The 17,811-nt window shown below is 66.7% G+C and carries 15 protein-coding genes; 5 read left to right on the top strand and 10 right to left on the bottom strand.

What is annotated here, in order from left to right; genetic code table 11:
- Positions 1–72 precede the first annotated feature (72 nt).
- Positions 73–1,449 (top strand): ATP-dependent RNA helicase DbpA, encoded by a 1,377-nt coding sequence (dbpA, locus tag AC5P8R_RS12830; protein WP_014646838.1) that lies wholly within the window; start codon positions 73–75, stop codon positions 1,447–1,449.
- 174 nt (positions 1,450–1,623) lie between these two features.
- On the opposite strand, the gene AC5P8R_RS12825 is transcribed toward dbpA, so the two are convergent.
- The 4 genes from AC5P8R_RS12825 to AC5P8R_RS12810 all read right to left on the bottom strand — a co-directional run bounded on the left by AC5P8R_RS12825 (position 1,624) and on the right by AC5P8R_RS12810 (position 5,436).
- The gene (locus AC5P8R_RS12825) at positions 1,624–2,160 is read right to left on the bottom strand and encodes an adenine phosphoribosyltransferase (protein ID WP_014646837.1); all 537 of its coding nucleotides are present in this window, start codon (positions 2,158–2,160) and stop codon (positions 1,624–1,626) included.
- Positions 2,161–2,750: 590 nt separating this feature from the next.
- Complete coding sequence (locus AC5P8R_RS12820; protein ID WP_014646836.1) at positions 2,751–4,316, bottom strand: protein adenylyltransferase SelO; 1,566 nt, start codon at positions 4,314–4,316, stop codon at positions 2,751–2,753.
- 32 nt (positions 4,317–4,348) lie between these two features.
- Positions 4,349–5,038, bottom strand: coding sequence for a glutathione S-transferase family protein (locus AC5P8R_RS12815; protein WP_014646835.1), 690 nt, complete (start codon positions 5,036–5,038; stop codon positions 4,349–4,351).
- A gap of 188 nt (positions 5,039–5,226) precedes the next feature.
- Positions 5,227–5,436, bottom strand: a complete 210-nt coding sequence (locus AC5P8R_RS12810; protein ID WP_005416210.1) for a cold-shock protein — start codon at positions 5,434–5,436, stop codon at positions 5,227–5,229.
- Between the two features lie 303 nt (positions 5,437–5,739).
- On the opposite strand from AC5P8R_RS12810, the gene AC5P8R_RS12805 reads away from it, so the two are divergent.
- Positions 5,740–6,228 (top strand): YaiI/YqxD family protein, encoded by a 489-nt coding sequence (locus AC5P8R_RS12805; RefSeq protein WP_014646834.1) that lies wholly within the window; start codon positions 5,740–5,742, stop codon positions 6,226–6,228.
- A 13-nt stretch (positions 6,229–6,241) separates the two neighbouring features.
- Here AC5P8R_RS12805 and AC5P8R_RS12800 read toward each other — a convergent pair whose 3' ends face one another.
- Positions 6,242–7,111: a pseudouridine synthase gene (locus tag AC5P8R_RS12800; protein ID WP_169410866.1), complete on the bottom strand. Its 870-nt coding sequence runs from the start codon at positions 7,109–7,111 to the stop codon at positions 6,242–6,244.
- Positions 7,112–7,235: 124 nt separating this feature from the next.
- Between AC5P8R_RS12800 and AC5P8R_RS12795 the strand changes: the two genes are divergently transcribed.
- The 3 genes from AC5P8R_RS12795 to AC5P8R_RS12785 all read left to right on the top strand — a co-directional run bounded on the left by AC5P8R_RS12795 (position 7,236) and on the right by AC5P8R_RS12785 (position 11,126).
- A complete protein-coding gene (locus tag AC5P8R_RS12795) occupies positions 7,236–7,784 on the top strand; it encodes a YaeQ family protein (RefSeq protein WP_014646832.1) in 549 nt (182 codons plus the stop codon).
- Positions 7,781–8,965 (top strand): BaiN/RdsA family NAD(P)/FAD-dependent oxidoreductase, encoded by a 1,185-nt coding sequence (locus AC5P8R_RS12790; RefSeq protein ID WP_495223495.1) that lies wholly within the window; start codon positions 7,781–7,783, stop codon positions 8,963–8,965. The genes AC5P8R_RS12795 and AC5P8R_RS12790 overlap by 4 nt, the downstream gene beginning before the upstream one ends.
- A gap of 91 nt (positions 8,966–9,056) precedes the next feature.
- Positions 9,057–11,126: an EAL domain-containing response regulator gene (locus tag AC5P8R_RS12785; RefSeq protein ID WP_495223494.1), complete on the top strand. Its 2,070-nt coding sequence runs from the start codon at positions 9,057–9,059 to the stop codon at positions 11,124–11,126.
- A gap of 114 nt (positions 11,127–11,240) precedes the next feature.
- On the opposite strand, the gene fabV is transcribed toward AC5P8R_RS12785, so the two are convergent.
- From fabV to tgt, 5 genes are all read right to left on the bottom strand, one after another.
- Positions 11,241–12,500, bottom strand: a complete 1,260-nt coding sequence (gene fabV / locus AC5P8R_RS12780; protein WP_041863324.1) for an enoyl-ACP reductase FabV — start codon at positions 12,498–12,500, stop codon at positions 11,241–11,243.
- A gap of 728 nt (positions 12,501–13,228) precedes the next feature.
- Positions 13,229–14,209, bottom strand: a complete 981-nt coding sequence (gene secF / locus AC5P8R_RS12775; protein ID WP_014646828.1) for a protein translocase subunit SecF — start codon at positions 14,207–14,209, stop codon at positions 13,229–13,231.
- Between the two features lie 16 nt (positions 14,210–14,225).
- Positions 14,226–16,082 (bottom strand): protein translocase subunit SecD, encoded by a 1,857-nt coding sequence (gene secD / locus AC5P8R_RS12770; RefSeq protein ID WP_014646827.1) that lies wholly within the window; start codon positions 16,080–16,082, stop codon positions 14,226–14,228.
- 61 nt (positions 16,083–16,143) lie between these two features.
- Complete coding sequence (gene yajC / locus AC5P8R_RS12765; RefSeq protein ID WP_014036867.1) at positions 16,144–16,488, bottom strand: preprotein translocase subunit YajC; 345 nt, start codon at positions 16,486–16,488, stop codon at positions 16,144–16,146.
- 133 nt (positions 16,489–16,621) lie between these two features.
- Entirely contained in the window at positions 16,622–17,752 is a 1,131-nt protein-coding gene (gene tgt, locus AC5P8R_RS12760; protein WP_014646826.1) for a tRNA guanosine(34) transglycosylase Tgt, read from the bottom strand.
- Positions 17,753–17,811 lie beyond the last annotated feature (59 nt).

The following is a 17,811-nucleotide window of genomic DNA, read 5'->3' as shown; positions in this document are numbered from 1 at the left end:
CCTTTCCTGCGGAAAGGGATCCGACCCCATCCGATCAGGCGGGACCGGCCGCGCAGGCAGGTACAATGCGCCATGACTGACTTCTCGACCCTGCCGCTGAGCCCGGCCCTGCAGCCCGGCCTGGATGCCCTCGGCTACACCACCCTCACCCCCGTGCAGGCGCAGAGCCTGCCGGCCATCCTCGATGGCCGTGATGTGATCGCACAGGCACCCACCGGCAGCGGCAAGACCGCCGCCTTCGGCCTGGGCCTGCTGCAGGCCATCGACCCCAGCCTGATCCGCGTGCAGGCGCTGGTGCTGTGCCCGACCCGCGAACTGGCCGACCAGGTCGGCAAGCAGATCCGCAAGCTGGCCACCGGCATCCCCAACCTGAAGCTGTTGCTGCTGGTGGGCGGCGTGCCGCTGGGCCCGCAGCTGGCCTCGCTTGAAGGCCACGATCCGCATGTGGTGGTCGGCACGCCCGGCCGCGTGCAGGAGCTGGCACGCAAGCGCGCGCTGAACCTGGGCGCGGTGCGCACGCTGGTGCTGGACGAGGCCGACCGCATGCTCGACATGGGCTTCGAGGAGCCGATCCGCGAGATCGCCGGCCGCACCCATAGGGACCGCCAGAGCCTGCTGTTCTCCGCCACCTTCCCCGACAGCATCCGCGCCATGGCGCGTGACCTGCTGCGCGACGCGGTGGAAGTGACCGTGGAAGGCGCCGACCAGGCACCGGCCATCCGCCACCTGTTCTGCGAGGTGGAACCGGCGCATCGCCAGAAGGCGCTGGCCGGCCTGCTGCTGAAGTACACGCCGGAATCGGCGGTCGTGTTCTGCAACACCCGCAAGGATGTTGACGAAGTGGCCAACTCGCTGCAGCAGTTCGGCTTCTCCGCACTGGCCCTGCATGGCGACATGGAACAGCGCGACCGCGAGGAAGTGCTGTTGCTGCTGGCCAACCGCAGCTGCAACGTGCTGGTCGCCAGCGACGTCGCCGCGCGCGGCCTGGACGTGGAAGAGCTGGCGGCGGTGATCAACTACGAACTGCCGACCGACGTGGAGAGCTACCAGCACCGCGTGGGCCGTACCGGGCGCGCCGGTGCCAGCGGCCTGGCGATCAGCCTGGTGGCCGGCCGCGAGAAGACCCGCGCCGACGCCATCGAAGCGCAGATGGGGCAGCCGCTGGACTGGCAGAAGACGCCGCTGGCAACCTCGCGCCCGGCCGAACTGCCGCAGGCCGCGATGCGCACGCTGCGCATCGACGGTGGCAAGACCGACAAGCTGCGCCCGGGCGACATCCTCGGTGCGCTGACCGGTGATGCCGGCCTGTCGAGCAAGTTCATCGGCAAGATCGCGATCTTCCCGACCCGCTCCTATGTGGCGATCGCGCGTGAGCAGGCCAACAAGGCCGTGGCCAAGCTGGAAGCCGGCAAGATCAAGGGCCGTCGTTTCCGCGTGCGGATGATGTGATTGAAGCAGCGTTGCCAACCACGGTTGGTAACGATCTGGCCTGGTAGCGGCCAACCTTGGTTGGCCCGTCCATGGCACCCGTCGCGAAAAGTGCTGCCAACCAAGGTTGGCAACTACCGGCTCCCGGCCATTCGCTCTGGTAGATGCCAACCCTGGTTGGCACCTGCCCTTCGATCAGAACACCAGTTCGGTGTGCAGCGGCAGGTCCGTTTCCCAGCGCGCACGGCCACCGAGGCCGTCCAGCTCGACCAGTACACCGGCGCCGACCACTTCAACGCCCAGGCGGCGCACCAGCGACAGCGCAGCGACCAGCGTGCCGCCGGTGGCCAGCACGTCGTCGATGATCACCACGCGGGCGCCGGCCGGCAGCGCATCGGCATGCACTTCGATGCAGTCGCTGCGGTATTCCAGCGTGTATTCCTCGCGCAGGACCTGGCCCGGCAGCTTGCCCGGCTTGCGCACCGGCACGAAGCCGACGCCCAGCTCCAGCGCCATCGCGGCACCGAGGATGAACCCACGCGATTCGATGCCGACCACTGCGTCCAGCTTCTGGTCGCGCCAACGGTCGGCCATCGCGGTGATCGCGCCGCGGAAATCCTCGCCATGGGCGAGCAGCGGCATGATGTCCTTGAACAGGATGCCGGGCTTGGGGAAGTCGGCGATGTCGCGCAGGCGGGAGGCCCACTGCGGAGCGACGATGGCGTCGGTCATGTCACATTGGCTATCTGATGGCGGCATAGGGTACCTGTTCCGGGCGCCGCCTGCCTGCTGGTGGTGTCCGGCCGGGCTGCGCCCGGCACCTGCGGTAGTGCCGGCCGCTGGCCGGCAACCTCAACAGCAACGGCAACAGCCTGCATCCCGGGGGATGGCGGGGCGGGCCCGGTTGCGGGGGACGCCGTAGATACGTCCGCGTAGGCTCGGTCGCGCCATCCATGGCGTTCACGCCCCCGCCACCGGACCCACCCTGCCTTCGACAGTTTCCTGCGACCTGTCGGAATTGCTCATGGGGTCAGATCCGTTTTACGAAGGAAAACGGATCTGACCCCGGAATTTCATTCGATATCTGACAGATGTGTCGACCAAGGTCGACACCTACCCACAGCCGCGGGAATCTGTCGGAGGTGGGGCGGTGTCGGAGTGCGGGGTGTCAGCCGCATGGATGCGGCTGCCAAGCTTACAGGGACGTACTTGCAGCGTCCCCGCACTCCGACACCGCCCCGCCAAACCACGGAATCCGCTTTTGCTCTGGCTGTTGATCTGGCCTCTGCAGGTGCAGGGCTCAGCCCTGCCGAAACCCACCCTCAGGAACTGCAGGACAGCATCGAGCAACCGGCGCGATTGTCGGCCCACGCCGGGCGCTTGCCAGCGAAGTGTTCCAGGCCGGCACGCTCGGTGTACGGGTCGCGCAGCACGTCCTGCAGTGCATGGACGCCGCCGAGATCCCCCTGCTCTGCGCGGTCGATCGCTTCCTGGGCCAGCCAGTTGCGCAGCACGTACAGCGGGTTGGCCGCTGCCATCTTCGCCTGGCGTTCGCTGGCCGCCAGCGGATCGCGGCGCAGGCGCGCTGCGTAGTCCTGCAGCCAGTGCCGCAGCGGTGCCTGCACTGCCTGTCGCCGCGCCTCGTCGTAGTACACCGCGTCCAGAACCGTCGCATCTGCTGCCGCCGGGTCGATGCGCATCAGTGCGCGCCAAGCCAGGGTCATGTCCATTGCGCCCTCCTGCATCAGCTGTTGCCAGCGCTGGTAGAGCTGCAGGTCATCATCGTCGGCAGCAGCCAGCCCCAGCTTCGCTGCAGCATCGCGACGCGTGCAGGCCACGAACGTGGACTGGTAAGCCGCCAGGCCTGCCTGCAGCGGTGCGACATCGGCGAACAGCGGCGACAGCGCCTGCGCCAATCGGCTCAGGTTCCAGTACGCCACCTGCGGCTGGGTGCCGAAGCGGTAGCGGCGTCCCTGGGCGTCGGTGGTGTTCGGCGTCCAGTCCGGATCGAAGTCCTCGACCCAGCCATAGGGGCCGTAATCCAGCGTCACACCGAGCACGGACAGGTTGTCGGTGTTCATCACGCCGTGCACGAAGCCGACACGCATCCAGTGCGCGATCATCTCGGCGGTGCGCACGGCGATCTGCGCGAACCAGTCGCCGTACAGCGCCTCGCCCTGCCCTTGCAGTGCGGGGAAGTCGCGGGCGATGCAGGCATCCACCAGCTGCTGCAGCAGGGCGGTTTCACCGCGCGAGGCCGGCAGTTCGAACGAACCGAAGCGCAGGAACGACGGCGAGACCCGGCATACGATGGCGCCTGGCTCGGCACGCGGATGGCCGTCATAGAACATGTCGCGCACCACGTCCTCACCGGTGCCGACCAGTGACAACGCGCGCGTAGTCGGCACGCCAAGGTGATGCATCGCCTCGCTGCACAGGAATTCGCGGATCGATGAGCGCAGCACTGCCCGTCCATCGGCCCCCCGCGAGTACGGCGTTGGCCCGGCCCCCTTCAACTGCAGCTCCCAGTGCTGGCCATCCGGCGCAACCAGCTCACCCAGCGAAATCGCACGCCCGTCGCCGAGCTGGCCGGCCCAGTGGCCAAACTGATGGCCACCGTAGTTGGCTGCCCACGGTTGCATGCCGGCGTACAGCGCATTGCCGCCGAATACCTGCGCGAAACCTTCGCTTTCGACTTCAGCGGTATCGAAGCCAAGCATTTCGGCGACGTCCGGCGCCCAGGCCAACAGCGTGGGCGCCGTCACCGGGGTCGGCATCACGGGCGACCAGGCGGCGCCCAGCACTTCGCGCCTGCGCGGGCCGGATTCGGGGTCGCCCGGCAGGGTGTGCAGCAGGCGGTTGTCGAAACGGGGAGTGTCGGTATCCATGGTGCTGGAGATGAGGGCGACGGCCGCCCTCCTCAATTGCCGCCGAGCGCCTGCAGGTGGCCGCCGTGGGCCTCGGCACGCTGGTAGGCCGGGCGTTCACCGATACGCTTGAGGAAGCCACGCAGTGCCGGTTTGTCGTCCAGGCCACCACCGCGCGCGGCAGCGGCCTGGATCGGGAAGCTCATCTGGATGTCGGCCGCACTGAAACGCTCGCCGGCAAACCACGGGCTTTCGGCCAGGCGGCGCTCCATCCAGTCCAGGTGCAGGCGCCGCTGCGGGCCGATGAAGCCGCGCTCGGCCTTGTCGGCAATGCTGCGTGCGATCGGGCGCGCGAAGAACGGCATTGGCGCGTTGCGTATGCGGCCCATCACCAGGGTCAGCAGCAACGGTGGCATCGCCGAGCCTTCGGCGTAGTGCAGCCAGTAGCGGTAAGCGATGCGTTCGGCCCCGTCGGCCGGCATTGGTGACGGCGACAGCTGGCGTTGCGTGTCGTAACGGTCAGCGAGGTAGTCGAGGATCGCGCCGGACTCGGCCAGTACCAGCTCACCATCCTGCAGTACCGGCGACTTGCCGAGCGGATGCACGTTGCGCAGTTCCGGCGGCGCCAGCAGCGTCTTCGGATCGCGCGGATAGCGGCGCAGTTCGTAGTCCAATCCCAGCTCCTCCAGCATCCACAGCACGCGCAGCGAACGGGAGTTTTCCAGGTGGTGGACGATGCGCATGGGGGTGATCCCTTGGGGAGACGCGCATCGTACCGCGCCGGCTGCATGTCCTTTGTAGAGTTGAGCCATGCTCGACTGTCTTTGGGCGCAGTCCAGCATGGCTCGACTCTACAAAAAAACGGCGGGCAATAAAAAACGCCGGAAGCTTTCGCTTCCGGCGTTCTGGCTACCCAACGGTAGCAGACGGATTAGACCGCCTGCACCTGGTCAGCCTGCATGCCCTTCTGACCCTGGACGGCGATGAAGGTAACCTTCTGGCCTTCCTGCAGGGTCTTGAAGCCGGTGCCCTGGATCGCGCGGAAGTGCACGAACAGGTCCGGGCCGCTTTCCGGGGTGATGAAGCCGAAGCCCTTGGCGTCGTTGAACCACTTGACGGTACCGGTCTGACGTTCAGACATTTTTACTAACTCCTGAAACACATGTTGAAAAAAATCGCAGCCACCGGGTATCGGGGCCGAGACTGAGTTGCAGGCGTTGGTAAAGCGGATCGATGAGCGGATCGTGAGATCAACTGCACCAGGCCACGATTCACGGTGACCCTAGCAAACACAGTGGGTCGCACGATACGCGTGTTTTCTGCAAAAAGCGATAGCCCCGACGTTCATGGGAATACGTCACCCGCTAGGCGTGACAAGGGTTGGCAGCCTCTCGCGGCTAACTCCGAGTCCCCATTCAGGTTTTTCCTACCCTACACTGGGTAAATGACTGAAGCTGAAACCCCCGCTGAACACGCCTCTCCCCGCATCTGGGTGGATGCGGACGCCTGTCCCACCGTCATCCGCGACATCCTGTTCCGTGCGGCTGAACGGGTCGGGATCGAACTGACCTTGGTCGCCAACCAGTGGATCCGCACCCCGCCCTCGCGCTGGCTGCGCTCGATCCAGGTGCCGCAGGGGCTGGACGTGGCCGACAGCGCCATCGTCGAGCGGGTCGCCGCGGGGGACCTGGTGGTCACCCAGGACATCCCGCTGGCCGCGCTGGTGCTGGAGAAGCAGGCCGTCGCGCTGAACCCGCGCGGCCAGTTGTACACACCGAACAACATGGCCGAGCGACTGTCGATGCGCAATTTCATGGAGGAACTGCGCGGCGCCGGGGTCCAGACCGGCGGACCGCCGCCCCTGGGCCCCCGCGACCGGCAGCTGTTCGCCGCCGAGCTGGACCGCTGGCTGGCGCGACGCCCGGCCCGCTGAGCGCCTGGCCGCCCTAAGCCGGAAGGCTCAGGCTGCGGCCGCTGCTGAACATCCGTCGTGCACCACTCAACGGGTCATCGAAAGCCAGGGCCCGCGCCAGCAGCTGCAGCGGCGCCTCGGCTACGTCCGGTGCCCGTTGCCGAAGCTGCGGGTACAGGTCGTCACCCATGATCGGCGCCCCCAGCATGGCCATGTGCACGCGCAGCTGATGCTTGCGGCCGGTTTCCGGCAGCAGCCGGTAGCGCCAGATCGGCCCTTCGGCCTCGATCAGCTCGATCCGGCTGCGCGCATTGGCCTCGCCGGGCACTTCGGCCATGCGGAAGAACGGCTCGCCCGGCACCAGGCGGCTGTACCGCTGCAGCGGAAACTCCCGCCCCGGCAGCGCCGGTGCCAAGGCCTCATAGGTCTTTTCGATGCGCCGCTCACGGAACAGGCGCTGGTAAGCATCGCGCGACGCACGCTGGGTCGAGAACAGCACCAACCCGGCCGTCAGCCGATCCAGCCGGTGCAGCGGCACCAGATCGGCATTGCCGGTGCGGGCGACCAGCCGCGCCAGCAGCGTCTCGCGTACATGCCCGCCCGCCGGTGTCACCGGCAGGAAATGCGGCTTGTCGGCCACCAGCAGGTGCGCATCCAGATGGACGATGGTTTCGGTGAAGGGGATCACCGGTTCGTCGGCCACCTCGCGGAAGTACTGGATGTCCAGCCCGACCTGCCAGGGCATGTCCGCAGTGAGCGCCCTGCCCTGTGCGTCCAGCACGCGGCCGCGCGCGAAGCGATCCTGCCATTGCGCGCGCGCGATGCGCGGAAAACGTGCACACAGGCCATCCAGCAGGGTGGCCCAGGGGCCGGGCGGCAGCTGCAACCGGCAGGGCAAGCTCATGGCGTCCACTCCGGCCACGGGAAAGAGCGCAAGAGTGCCACCGTTGACGGTGCGCAGACAGTCCGGCCACGGACACCCCCGGAGCAAACCTCTATCATTGTCCTCTTTAGTCCACGGATCCCCCATGGCTCTTACCGCCACCATCCGCAAGGCCGAACTGCAGATCAGCGACATGGATCGCGGCTACTACGCGACCCACAACCTGACCCTGGCCCAGCATCCGTCCGAGACCGACGAGCGCCTGATGGTGCGCCTGCTCGCCTTCGCGCTGAACGCCGGCGATCGCCTGGAGTTCGGCCGCGGCCTGAGTACCGATGACGAGCCCGATCTGTGGGAACACGACTACACCGGCGACATCCTGCAGTGGATCGACCTGGGCCATCCGGACGAATCGCGCATCCGCAAGGCCAGCAATCGCAGCCGCCAGGTGCAGGTGGTCAACTACGGCGGCAACGCCTCGGAGATCTGGTGGAGCAAGCAGGGCAAGGGCCTGGCGCGCTTCGACAATCTTTCGGTGGTCGCTCTGGACGGCGAATTCGTCGAGCGCTGGGGCCAGCAGATCCAGCGTGCCATGCGTTGGAGCGTGCTGATCCAGGACGGCGAAGTGCAGCTGCTCAACGACCAGATCCAGCTCGACGTGATCCCGGACTGGCGCAAGCGCGCCAAGGCATGAGCACCATCCGTTGCGATGTGGTGGTCATCGGTGCCGGCGCAGCCGGGCTGATGACCGCGATCACTGCCGGCCAGCGCGGCCGCCAGGTGCAGGTGATCGACCATGCCAACAAGGTCGGCAAGAAGATCCTGATGTCCGGCGGTGGCCGCTGCAACTTCACCAACACCGGCACCACCCCGGCCAACTTCCTGTCGGCCAACCCGCACTTCTGCAAGTCGGCGCTGGCCCGCTACACGCCCTGGCATTTCATCGAGCTGGTGCACAAGCACGGCATCGCCTATCACGAAAAGGAACTGGGGCAGCTGTTCTGCGATATCTCGTCCAAGCAGATCGTGAAGATGCTGGTGGACGAGTGCCAGGCGGCCGGCGTACAGATCCGTACCGACTGCAGCGTGCAGCGCATCGAGCACGGCAGCGATGGTTTCCGCGTGCACACCACCCAGGGCCTGTTCCATTGCACCTCGCTGGTGGTTGCCACCGGTGGCCTGTCGATTCCCAGCATGGGGGCCAGCGGTTTTGGCTATGAGGTGGCCCGCCAGTTCGGCCACCAGGTACTGCCGACCCGCGCCGGGCTGGTGCCGCTGACCCTCAGCGGCAAGCACCAGGAGCGGCTGGCCGACCTCAGCGGCGTCGCACTGCCGATCGAGGCGCGCTGCAACGGAAAGAGTTTCCAGAACTTCATGCTGCTGACCCACCGTGGCGTGAGCGGCCCGGCCATCCTGCAGATTTCGTCGTTCTGGCAGCCCGGCGATGCGCTGGAGCTGGACCTGTTGCCGGGCCAGGATGCCGGCGAGTGGTTGCGCCAGATGAAGCGCGACCGCCCGGCCGCCGAGCTGCGCACGGTGCTGGGCGAGGTACTGCCGAAGCGGCTGGCGCAACGCCTGTGCGAGCACTGGCTGCCCGACCGGCCCGTGCGCCAGCTGGACGAGCCGGTGCTGCGCCAGGCCGCGCAGCTGCTGGGCGCATTCCCGCTGGTGGCCAGCGGCACCGAAGGCTACCGCACCGCCGAGGTCACCCTGGGCGGCGTGGACACCGCCGAAGTGTCATCCTCGACGATGGAATCCAAGCGCGTGCCCGGCCTGCACTTCGTTGGCGAGGTGCTGGACGTGACCGGCTGGCTGGGCGGCTACAACTTCCAATGGGCCTGGGCCAGCGGCCACGCAGCGGGCGGCGTGGTGTGAACCACTTCGCCGTTCGACGCGCGCCAGGGGTGCGCGCATGGACGGTTCGCCGCGCATCGTGTATCTAGATTCGCAGATTGGGGAGCAGTGCATGCAGAACGCGAACGACATCACCATCCGCCTGCTGATCGTCGATGACAGCGGCGAGAATGCCGAAGCCATCGTCAGCACCCTGCGCAACAGCGGCATCGCGGTACGCCCGTGGCGCCCGCAGGATGCGGCCGAGCTGGCCCAGGTGCTGGCCAGCCAGGCCATCGACCTGGTGCTGGCCTCGCCTTCGCAGGGCATCCCGCTGCAGCTGGCGGCCCAGCACATCGCCGCCAGCGGCAAGGACATCCCGCTGGTGCTGCTGGCCGAGCGCATCGACGAGGACGAACTGGTGCAGGCCAGCAGCCATGGCATCCGCGCCCTCGCCCTGCGCCAGCGCCCCGAGCATCTGCTCGCCGTGGTCCGCGACCAGTGGGTCGACCTGCAGGCGCGTCGCGGCCTGCGCCGGATCGAGGCGCAGATGCGCGAGACCGAGCGCCGCTGCGACGCGCTGATCGCCTCCTCGCGCGACCCCATCGCCTATGTGCATGAAGGCATGCACATCCGCGCCAACGACGCCTATCTGGAGATGTTCGGCTACGAGCATTTCGAGGACATCGAAGGCATTTCGCTGCTGGACATGGTCGCCGCCCAGCACGTGGAGGGCTTCAAACAGCTGCTCAAGCGCCTCAGCCGTGGCGAGGCGCCGCCGCCGCAATACCAGCTCGACGCGCGCCACGAGGACGGCAGTTCCTTCCCGGCGACGATGGAATTTGCCGCGGCCACCTACGAGGGCGAGTCCTGCCTGCAGGTGGTGCTCCGCCGCCGCATGGAGTTCGACCCCGAGCTGGCACGCGAGGTCGAGGACCTGCGCCAGCGCGACCAGGTCACCGGCCTGCTCAATCGCCCGACCTTCATGCTGCAGCTGGAAAGCGCGGTGGCCCAGGCCGGGCGCAGCGAGGGTCAGTTCGGCCTGCTGCTGATCGAGCCTGACCACTACGCGCGCCTGCTGCCGGATATCGGCCTGGCGTCGGCCGACATCCTGATCGGCGCTCTCGCCGCCCTGCTGGCCGAGGTGGTCGGCGAGGACGCGCAACTGGCCCGCTTCGGCGAACACAATTTCGCCGTGCTGCAGGCCGGGCCCTACGCGCAGACCGTGGCGCTGGCCGAGCGCATCCGCGAAGCCTATGCCGCACATGTCTTCAGCATCGGCGCACGCTCGGCCACGGTGACGGTCAGCATCGGTGGCGTGCAGGTGGGCGAGAAGATCGCCAGCATCGGCCAGGTGCTGGCGCGCGCCAGCGACTGCACCCAGGCCGCCGCCGAACTGGGCAACACCTGCCGCATCTTCGACCCGGCTGCCGCCGACCGTGTCGAGGAAGAACGCGTACAGCGCTGGGTTGCGCGCATCCGCGAGGCGCTGTCCGGCGACGGCTTCCAGCTGCACTACCAGCCGGTGCTGAACCTGCAGGGCGAGCCACTGGAGCTGTACGAGGCCTACCTGCGCCTGGAGAACAATGGCGAGCTGCTGAGCCCGACCGCGTTCCTGGGCATCGCCGAGGAACACGGCCTGCTGGCCGACATCAATCGCTGGGTGGTCTCGCAGGCCATCGCGGTGCTCGGCCAGCGGGCACGCGAAGGCAACGCCACCCAGGTGCTGGTGAAGGTGACGCCGGAATCGTTCGAGGACCCGCAGATGATCGCCACGCTGCGCCGCGAACTGCAGGCACAGGGCGTGCCCGGCGAACGGCTGTGGCTGCATGCGCCGGAAGCGAAGGTTTTCACCCACCTGCGCAGTGCGCAGCAGTTCCTAGCCGAAGTGGCGCCGCTGGGCTGCCGCATCGGCCTGGAGCAGTTCGGTTCGGGGCTGGATTCATTCCAGCTGCTGGCCCACTTCCAGCCGCAGTTCCTCAAGCTGGACCGGAGCTTCACCAGCGACCTGGCCGCCACGCGCGAGAACATCGACCGCATCAGCCAGATCACCGCGCGCGCACAGGAAGCGGGTATCCGCACCATTGCCGAGTTCGTCAGCGATGCCAACTCGATGACGCTGCTGTTCAGTGCCGGCGTGGATTACGTGCAGGGCGACTTCGTCGGCCCGGCGCTGCCGGAGATGGGCTTCGAGTTCGGGTGACGCCTCTCTGTAGAGCCGAGCCACGCTCGGCTGCGGGACTCAAGCGAAGAGCAGCCGAGCATGGCTCGGCTCTACACAAACGAGAAGGCCGGCGTTCGCCGGCCTTTTCGTTGATCAGGTCATGTCGACCAGATTTTCGATCTTCACGTCCGGATTGACGTCGGCCTCGTAGTCCACGCCCTCCACGCCGAAGCCGAACAGGCGCAGGAAGTCGGCCTTGTAGCCGGCCAGATCGCTGATCTCGTACAGGTTCTCGTTGGTCACCTGCGGCCACAGCGCGACCACCCTGCCCTGCACATCTGCGGCCATTTCCTTGTAATCGGCGCGCAGGCGGCCTTCCTCATCGATCAGCGCAACGGTGCGGCCATCGCCATCGACCAGGTCGTGGCGCAGGCGATCGATCGCCACGCCGTCGGCCTTGCCGCCGTAGAGGATGTCATACAGCACGTCCAGCTGTTCGATGCAGCCTTCGTGGGTGCCCTTTTCCTTCATCACCTTGAACAGCAGCGACAGGTACAGCGGCATGGTCGGAATGGCCGAGCTGGCCTGGGTCACCACCGCCTTCAGCACCGATACGCGTGCATCGCCACCGATCTTGGCCAGCTTCTCGCGCAGGCCCAGCACCTTGGTGTCCAGGTCCTTCTTGGCCGCACCGATCGAGCCATTCCAGTAGATCGCCTGGGTGATCTCTTCGCCCACGTAGGTGAAGGCGGTGGTGGTGCAGCCGTTGGCCAGCACGCCGGCATCGGCGAGCGCGTCGATCCACATCTGCCAGTCTTCGCCGCCCATCACCGCGACGGTACCGGCGATCTCTTCCGGGGTAGCCGGCTGCAGGTGGGTCTCGGTCAGCACTTCCTTGTCGGTATCCAGGCCACGCAGGGTGATCGGCTCGCCGATCGGCTTCAGCGAGGAGCTGATGATCTCGCCGGTCTTCGGATGCTTGCGGCGCGGCGCCGCCAGGCTGTAGACAACCTGGTCGACCTGGCCGAGATCGGCCTTGATCATTTCGATGGTCTTCGCCTTCACTTCATCGGAGAAGGCATCGCCGTTGATGCTCTTGGCATACAGGCCGGCTTCGTCGGCGTACTTGTGGAACGCAGCCGAGTTGTACCAGCCCGCCGTGCCCGGCTTGGTCTCGCTGCCCGGCCGTTCGAAGAAGATGCCGAGGGTGGCGGCGCCACTGCCAAAGGCAGCGGTGATGCGCGCGGCCAGGCCGTAGCCGGTCGACGCACCGATCACCAGCACCCGCTTGGGACCGTTCTGGATCGGTGGGCGCGCGCGGATGTAGTCGATCTGCTGCTTGACCGCGGCCTCGCAGCCGGTCGGGTGGGTGGTGACGCAGATGAAGCCGCGGACGCGCGGTTTGATGACCATGGATACCTCGGGTTGGCAGATGCGGCGCACGGGGCGCTCAGCAGGAATACGGGCGCGCGCCTGCGCGCGCGAACCGCAGGATCGTAGTGCGCGGGGGACGATTGCACAACCGACGCTGGCGTAGGGTGGGGTTTCTCTTTGCAGGGTTGCACCCTGCACACGCGGTAGTGCCGGCCGCTGGCCGGCAACCTCAACAGCAGCGTCAAAAGCGGGGTTCCTGTGGGTTGGCGGGGTGGATCCGGTTGCGGGGGGCGCTGCAAGTACGTCCATGTAAGCTCGGTCGCCGCATCCATGCGGCTCACGCCCCCGCAACCGGACCCACCCCGCCTTCGACAGATTTCCGCGACCTGTCGGGACAGCATTCTTCTCTGGTGGGTGTCGACCTTGGTCGACACGGTAGATCTGATTCCAGTTTGATTATCGATATCTGACAGATGTGTCGACCAAGGTCGACACCTACCAACAGCCGCAGGAATCTGTCAGAGGCGGGGCGGTGTCGGAGTGCGGGGTGTCAGCCGCATGGATGCGGCGACCGAGCCTACACGGACGTACTTGCGGCGTCCCCGCACTCCGACACCGTCCCGCCCAACCACGGAATGCACTCTGTTGCTGTTGCTGTTGCTGTTGCCGGCCAGCGGCCGGCACTACCGTGGGTGCAGGGCTGCAAGCCCTGCACACAAAAAACCCCGCTTGCGCGGGGTTCTCTGTGTGCCGCATGCAGCAGATGCTTATGGGCGACGGGCCAGGGCCTCGACGTCCTTCGCCTTCGGCAGCAGGTCCTGCTTGCTGACGCGCAGGAAGCCGATCGTCAGCATCGGCACCGCGACCAGGATCGAGGACAGCACCACGATCACCGCACCGATCATGTGCGTCTCGGCCAGGCCTTCCATCGACGCACCACCGTACAGGTACAGGGCAAGCGCCGACAGGAAGAACATCACCGCGGTGATCACCGTACGCGACAGCGTCTGGTTGATCGAACGGTTCAGCACCTCCATCGAGTCCACGCGCAGGCTGCGGAAGTTCTCGCGGACGCGGTCGAACACCACGATGATGTCGTTGATCGCAAAGCCCATCACCGACAGCAGGCCGGCCAGCACGGTCAGGTCGAACTCACGGCCCAGCAGGGACACGTAGGCGACCGTCACGATCAGGTCGAACATCGCCACGATGCTGGCGGTGACCGCGAACTTCCATTCGAAGCGCACCGCGATGTAGATCAGGAAGCCGGCCAGCATGAAGATGGTGGCGTACAGGCCGTTCTTCGCCAGGTCCTTGCCGATCTGCGGGCCGACGAATGCGGTACTCATCACCGTGGCCTGGTTGTCGGCGCTGGACAGCACCTTCACCACGGCCGCGGCGGTGGCCTTGTCCTCGGCAGCGGCATCACCGGTGCCCGGCGCATGCTCGCCGTGCGGCGCCAGGCGGATCAGCAGGTCGGTATTGCCACCGACGCTCTGCACCTGGGCACCGTCGAAGCCGTTCTGCTCCAGCTTGGCGCGGACCTGCTCGACGTCCACGGCCTTCTCGAAACGCGTTTCGATCAGGGTGCCGCCGGTGAAGTCCAGTGCGTAGTTGAAGCCCTTGATGCCGATGATGGCGACCGAGGCCAGGAACACCACGATGGTGACTGCCATGGCGACATGGCGCCAGCGCATGAAGTCGATCTTGGTGTCGTTCGGGAGGATGTGCAGCGGAAACAGTTTCATTGTGCGTGTCGTCCCGTCAGATGGCCACGTTCTGGAGCTTCTTGCGACGGCCGTAGATCAGCGTCGCCAGCGCACGCGACACGGTGATCGCAGTGAACATGGAGGCGAAAATACCGATGATCATGGTCAGCGCGAAGCCCTTCAGCGGACCGGTACCGAATGCGAACAGCGCCACGCCGACGATCAGGCCGGTCAGGTTGGCGTCGAGGATGGTGCCCGAGGCACGCTCGTAACCGGTCACGATCGCGGTCTTGCCCGGCACGCCGGCGCGCAGTTCTTCACGGATACGCTCGTTGATCAGCACGTTGGCGTCCACCGACAGGCCCACCGACAACGCCAGGCCGGCGAAGCCCGGCAGGGTCATGGTGGCGCCGAACAGCGACATCACCGCCACCACGATCAGCAGGTTGAACAGCATCGCCGCCGAGGTGATCACACCGAACATGCGGTAGTAGATGCTGAAGAACACCAGGGTGAACAGGAACGCGAACACCACCGCGCGCATGCCGTTCTTGACGTTCTCGGCGCCCAGGCTCGGGCCGACCACGCGCTCTTCGACGAAGTCCATCGGCGCGGCCAGCGAGCCGGACTTCAGCAGCTTGGCCAGGTCCTCGGCTTCCTTCTTCTGCAGGCCGGTGGTCTGGAAGTTCTTGCCGAACACGCCGTTGATGTTGGCCACCGAGATCACTTCCTCGTTGACCTTGAAGCCACGCACTTCCTGGCCGTCGACGACGGTCACGGTCGGCACGCGTTCGGTGTAGACCACCGCCATCGGCTTGTTCACGTTGGCGCTGGTGAAGTCGAACATGCGCTGGCCGCCGACATTGTTCAGCGTCACGCTGACGGCCGGGGAGCCACTGTTCGAATCGGTCACCGCCTGCGCGCCGACCATCTGGTCACCGGTGACGATCACGCGCTTGTTCAGCAGGATCGGGCCGCGGCCATCACGCTGCTGGTAGACCTTCGCTTCCGGCGGGATGCGGCCGGAATTGATGGCGTCCTGCGCATTGCCCTCGACCACCGCGCGGTACTCCAGGGTGGCGGTGGCGCCGATCATGCGCTTGGCTTCGGCGGTGTCCTGCACGCCCGGCAGCTGCACGACCACACGGTCGGCACCCTGGCGCTGGATGATCGGCTCGGCCACGCCGAGCTGGTTCACGCGGTTGCGCAGGGTGTTGATGTTCTGCTCGATGGCGCCGTTGGCGATCTGCGTGATCTCGGTCTCCGGCACGGTGACCGTGATGCGGTTGCCGCTGACGTCATAGCCGAGCGTCGGCTGTGCCTTGACCAGGGCGGCACGGGCACGCTGCGCGGCGTCGTCACCGGCGGACGGGCTCAGGTTGGCCACGATGCTGTTGTCCGCACGGCGCTCCACCGACTGGTAGGCGATGCGGGCGTCACGCAGGGTGCTGCGCACGTCTTCGGTGTAGGCATCCAGGCGCTTGTCGAGGGCGGCCTTCTGGTCGACCTGCAGCACGAAGTGCACGCCACCCTGAAGGTCCAGGCCGAGCACCATCGGGCGACCGCCCAGCCGGGCCAGCCAGTCCGGCACGGTCGAGGCCAGGTTCAGGGCCACCGTGTACTTCTCGCCGACGGTGTCGCGCAGGGCATCGCTGGCCGCAGACTGCGACTTCAGGTCCGGCAGACGGACGATCAGGCTTTCCCCTTCCTTTTCGGCACCGATGGCAGTGACCCCGGCCTTCTTCAGGTCGGCCAGCACACGGTCGCGCAGCGCATCGTCGATCTGCCCGCCACGGTTGGCGGTGATCTGGATGGCCGGGTCCTTCTGGTAGATGTTGGGCAGCGCGTACAGCGCACTGAGCGCCAGTACGATCAGGATGACGACGTACTTCCAGCGTGGAAATTCGAGCATTGCTTGGGTCCCGCGCGGCGCCATCCCCGGCGCCGCGGTTGTGCTTCGGAAAGGGAGTGGCTTACTTGGCCGAATCCAGGGTGCCGGTCGGCAGCACGCTGCCGACAGCGCCCTTCTGCACGCGGATGCGCACGTTCTCGGCCACTTCGATGGTGATGAAGTTGTCGCCGATGTCGGTGACCTTGCCGGCGATGCCACCGTTGGTCAGCACTTCGTCGCCACGCTTGATCTTCTCCAGCATGGACTTGTGTTCCTTCTGCCGCTTCATCTGCGGGCGGATCATCAGGAAGTACATGATGGCGATCAGGATGATCGGGAACAGCAGCGTGGTCAGGCCCATGCCCTGCGGTTGGCCGCCGGCGGCCTGGGCGTGGGCGGCGGGAATCAGGAAAGCAAGCAGGTTCATCGTTGGTCCTTTGGTTGGGCGGCGCTCCCGTCCCTTCAGGGACGGGGGTGTCGACCGCGGATCTGGGTCAGCCTTGAAGTATGCCACGGCCCCGGGCGTTCGTCCTTGGGCCGTTTGGCAGGGGGCGTTCGGGTTACAGCGGCGGGGCCACCGCCCCGCGTGCCGCGTAGAAGGACTCACGGAAGGCCAGGAAGGTTCCCGCCTCGATCGCCGCGCGGATGTCGGCCATCAGCTTTTCGTAGTAGAACAGGTTGTGCAGGGTGCCCAGCATCGGCGCCAGCATCTCGTTGCAGCGGTCCAGGTGGCGCAGGTAGGAACGGGTGTAGCCGCCGGTGCAGGCCACGCAGCCGCAACCCGGCTCGATCGGGTCCATGTCGCGCGCGTACTGGGAGTTGCGGATGCGGACGGTGCCGAACGAGGTGAAATAGTGGCCGTTGCGGGCGTTGCGGGTCGGCATCACGCAATCGAACATGTCCACGCCACGTGCGACACCCTCGACCAGGTCCTCCGGCCGGCCCACGCCCATCAGGTAGCGCGGGCGGTCGCCCGGCAGCTCCGGGTCCAGGTGGTCGAGCATGGCGTTGCGCTCGTGCTCCGGCTCGCCCACGGCCAGGCCGCCGATGGCGTAGCCGTCGAAGCCGATCGCCTGCAGGGCATCGGCCGAGCGGCTGCGCAGGTCGGTATGCACGCCGCCCTGGACGATGCCGAACAGGGCCGCGTCGTTGCCCAGTTCGTCATGCGCGTTGCGACTGCGCTGCGCCCAGCGCAGGCTCAACTCCATCGAACGGCGGGCAACGTCCTCGGTGGCCGGGTACGGGGTGCATTCGTCGAAGATCATCACGATGTCCGAATCGAGCACCTTCTGGATCTTCATGCTCTCCTCGGGACCGAGGAAGACCCGTGCGCCGTCGGTCGGCGAGGCGAAGGTCACGCCCTGCTCGGTGATCTTGCGGCGGTGCGCCAGCGAGAACACCTGGAAGCCGCCGGAGTCGGTCAGGATCGGGCCATCCCAGCGGCAGAAGCCGTGCAGGCCGCCGTGGTCGGCGATGATGTCCAGGCCCGGGCGCAGGTACAGGTGGAAGGTATTGCCGAGGATGATCTCGGCGCCCAGCGCGCGCACCTGGTCCGGCAGGATGCCCTTGACCGAGCCATAGGTCCCCACCGGCATGAAGGCCGGCGTTTCCACCGTGCCACGCGGGAAGGTCAGGCGGCCACGGCGGGCACGGCCGTCGCGGGTCTGGAGCTGGAACTGCAGTCGGGACATGGAGCGGTCATTGGGGCAAATAGTTGCCTATTGTCTCCCAAGAAGGCGTGCGCACCAAG

It is taken from the genome of Stenotrophomonas sp. YJH_SMC_73, from assembly GCF_059370155.1.
The sequence above is the reverse complement of the archived record's forward strand: the minus strand, read 5'-3'. Positions and strand labels throughout refer to the sequence as shown.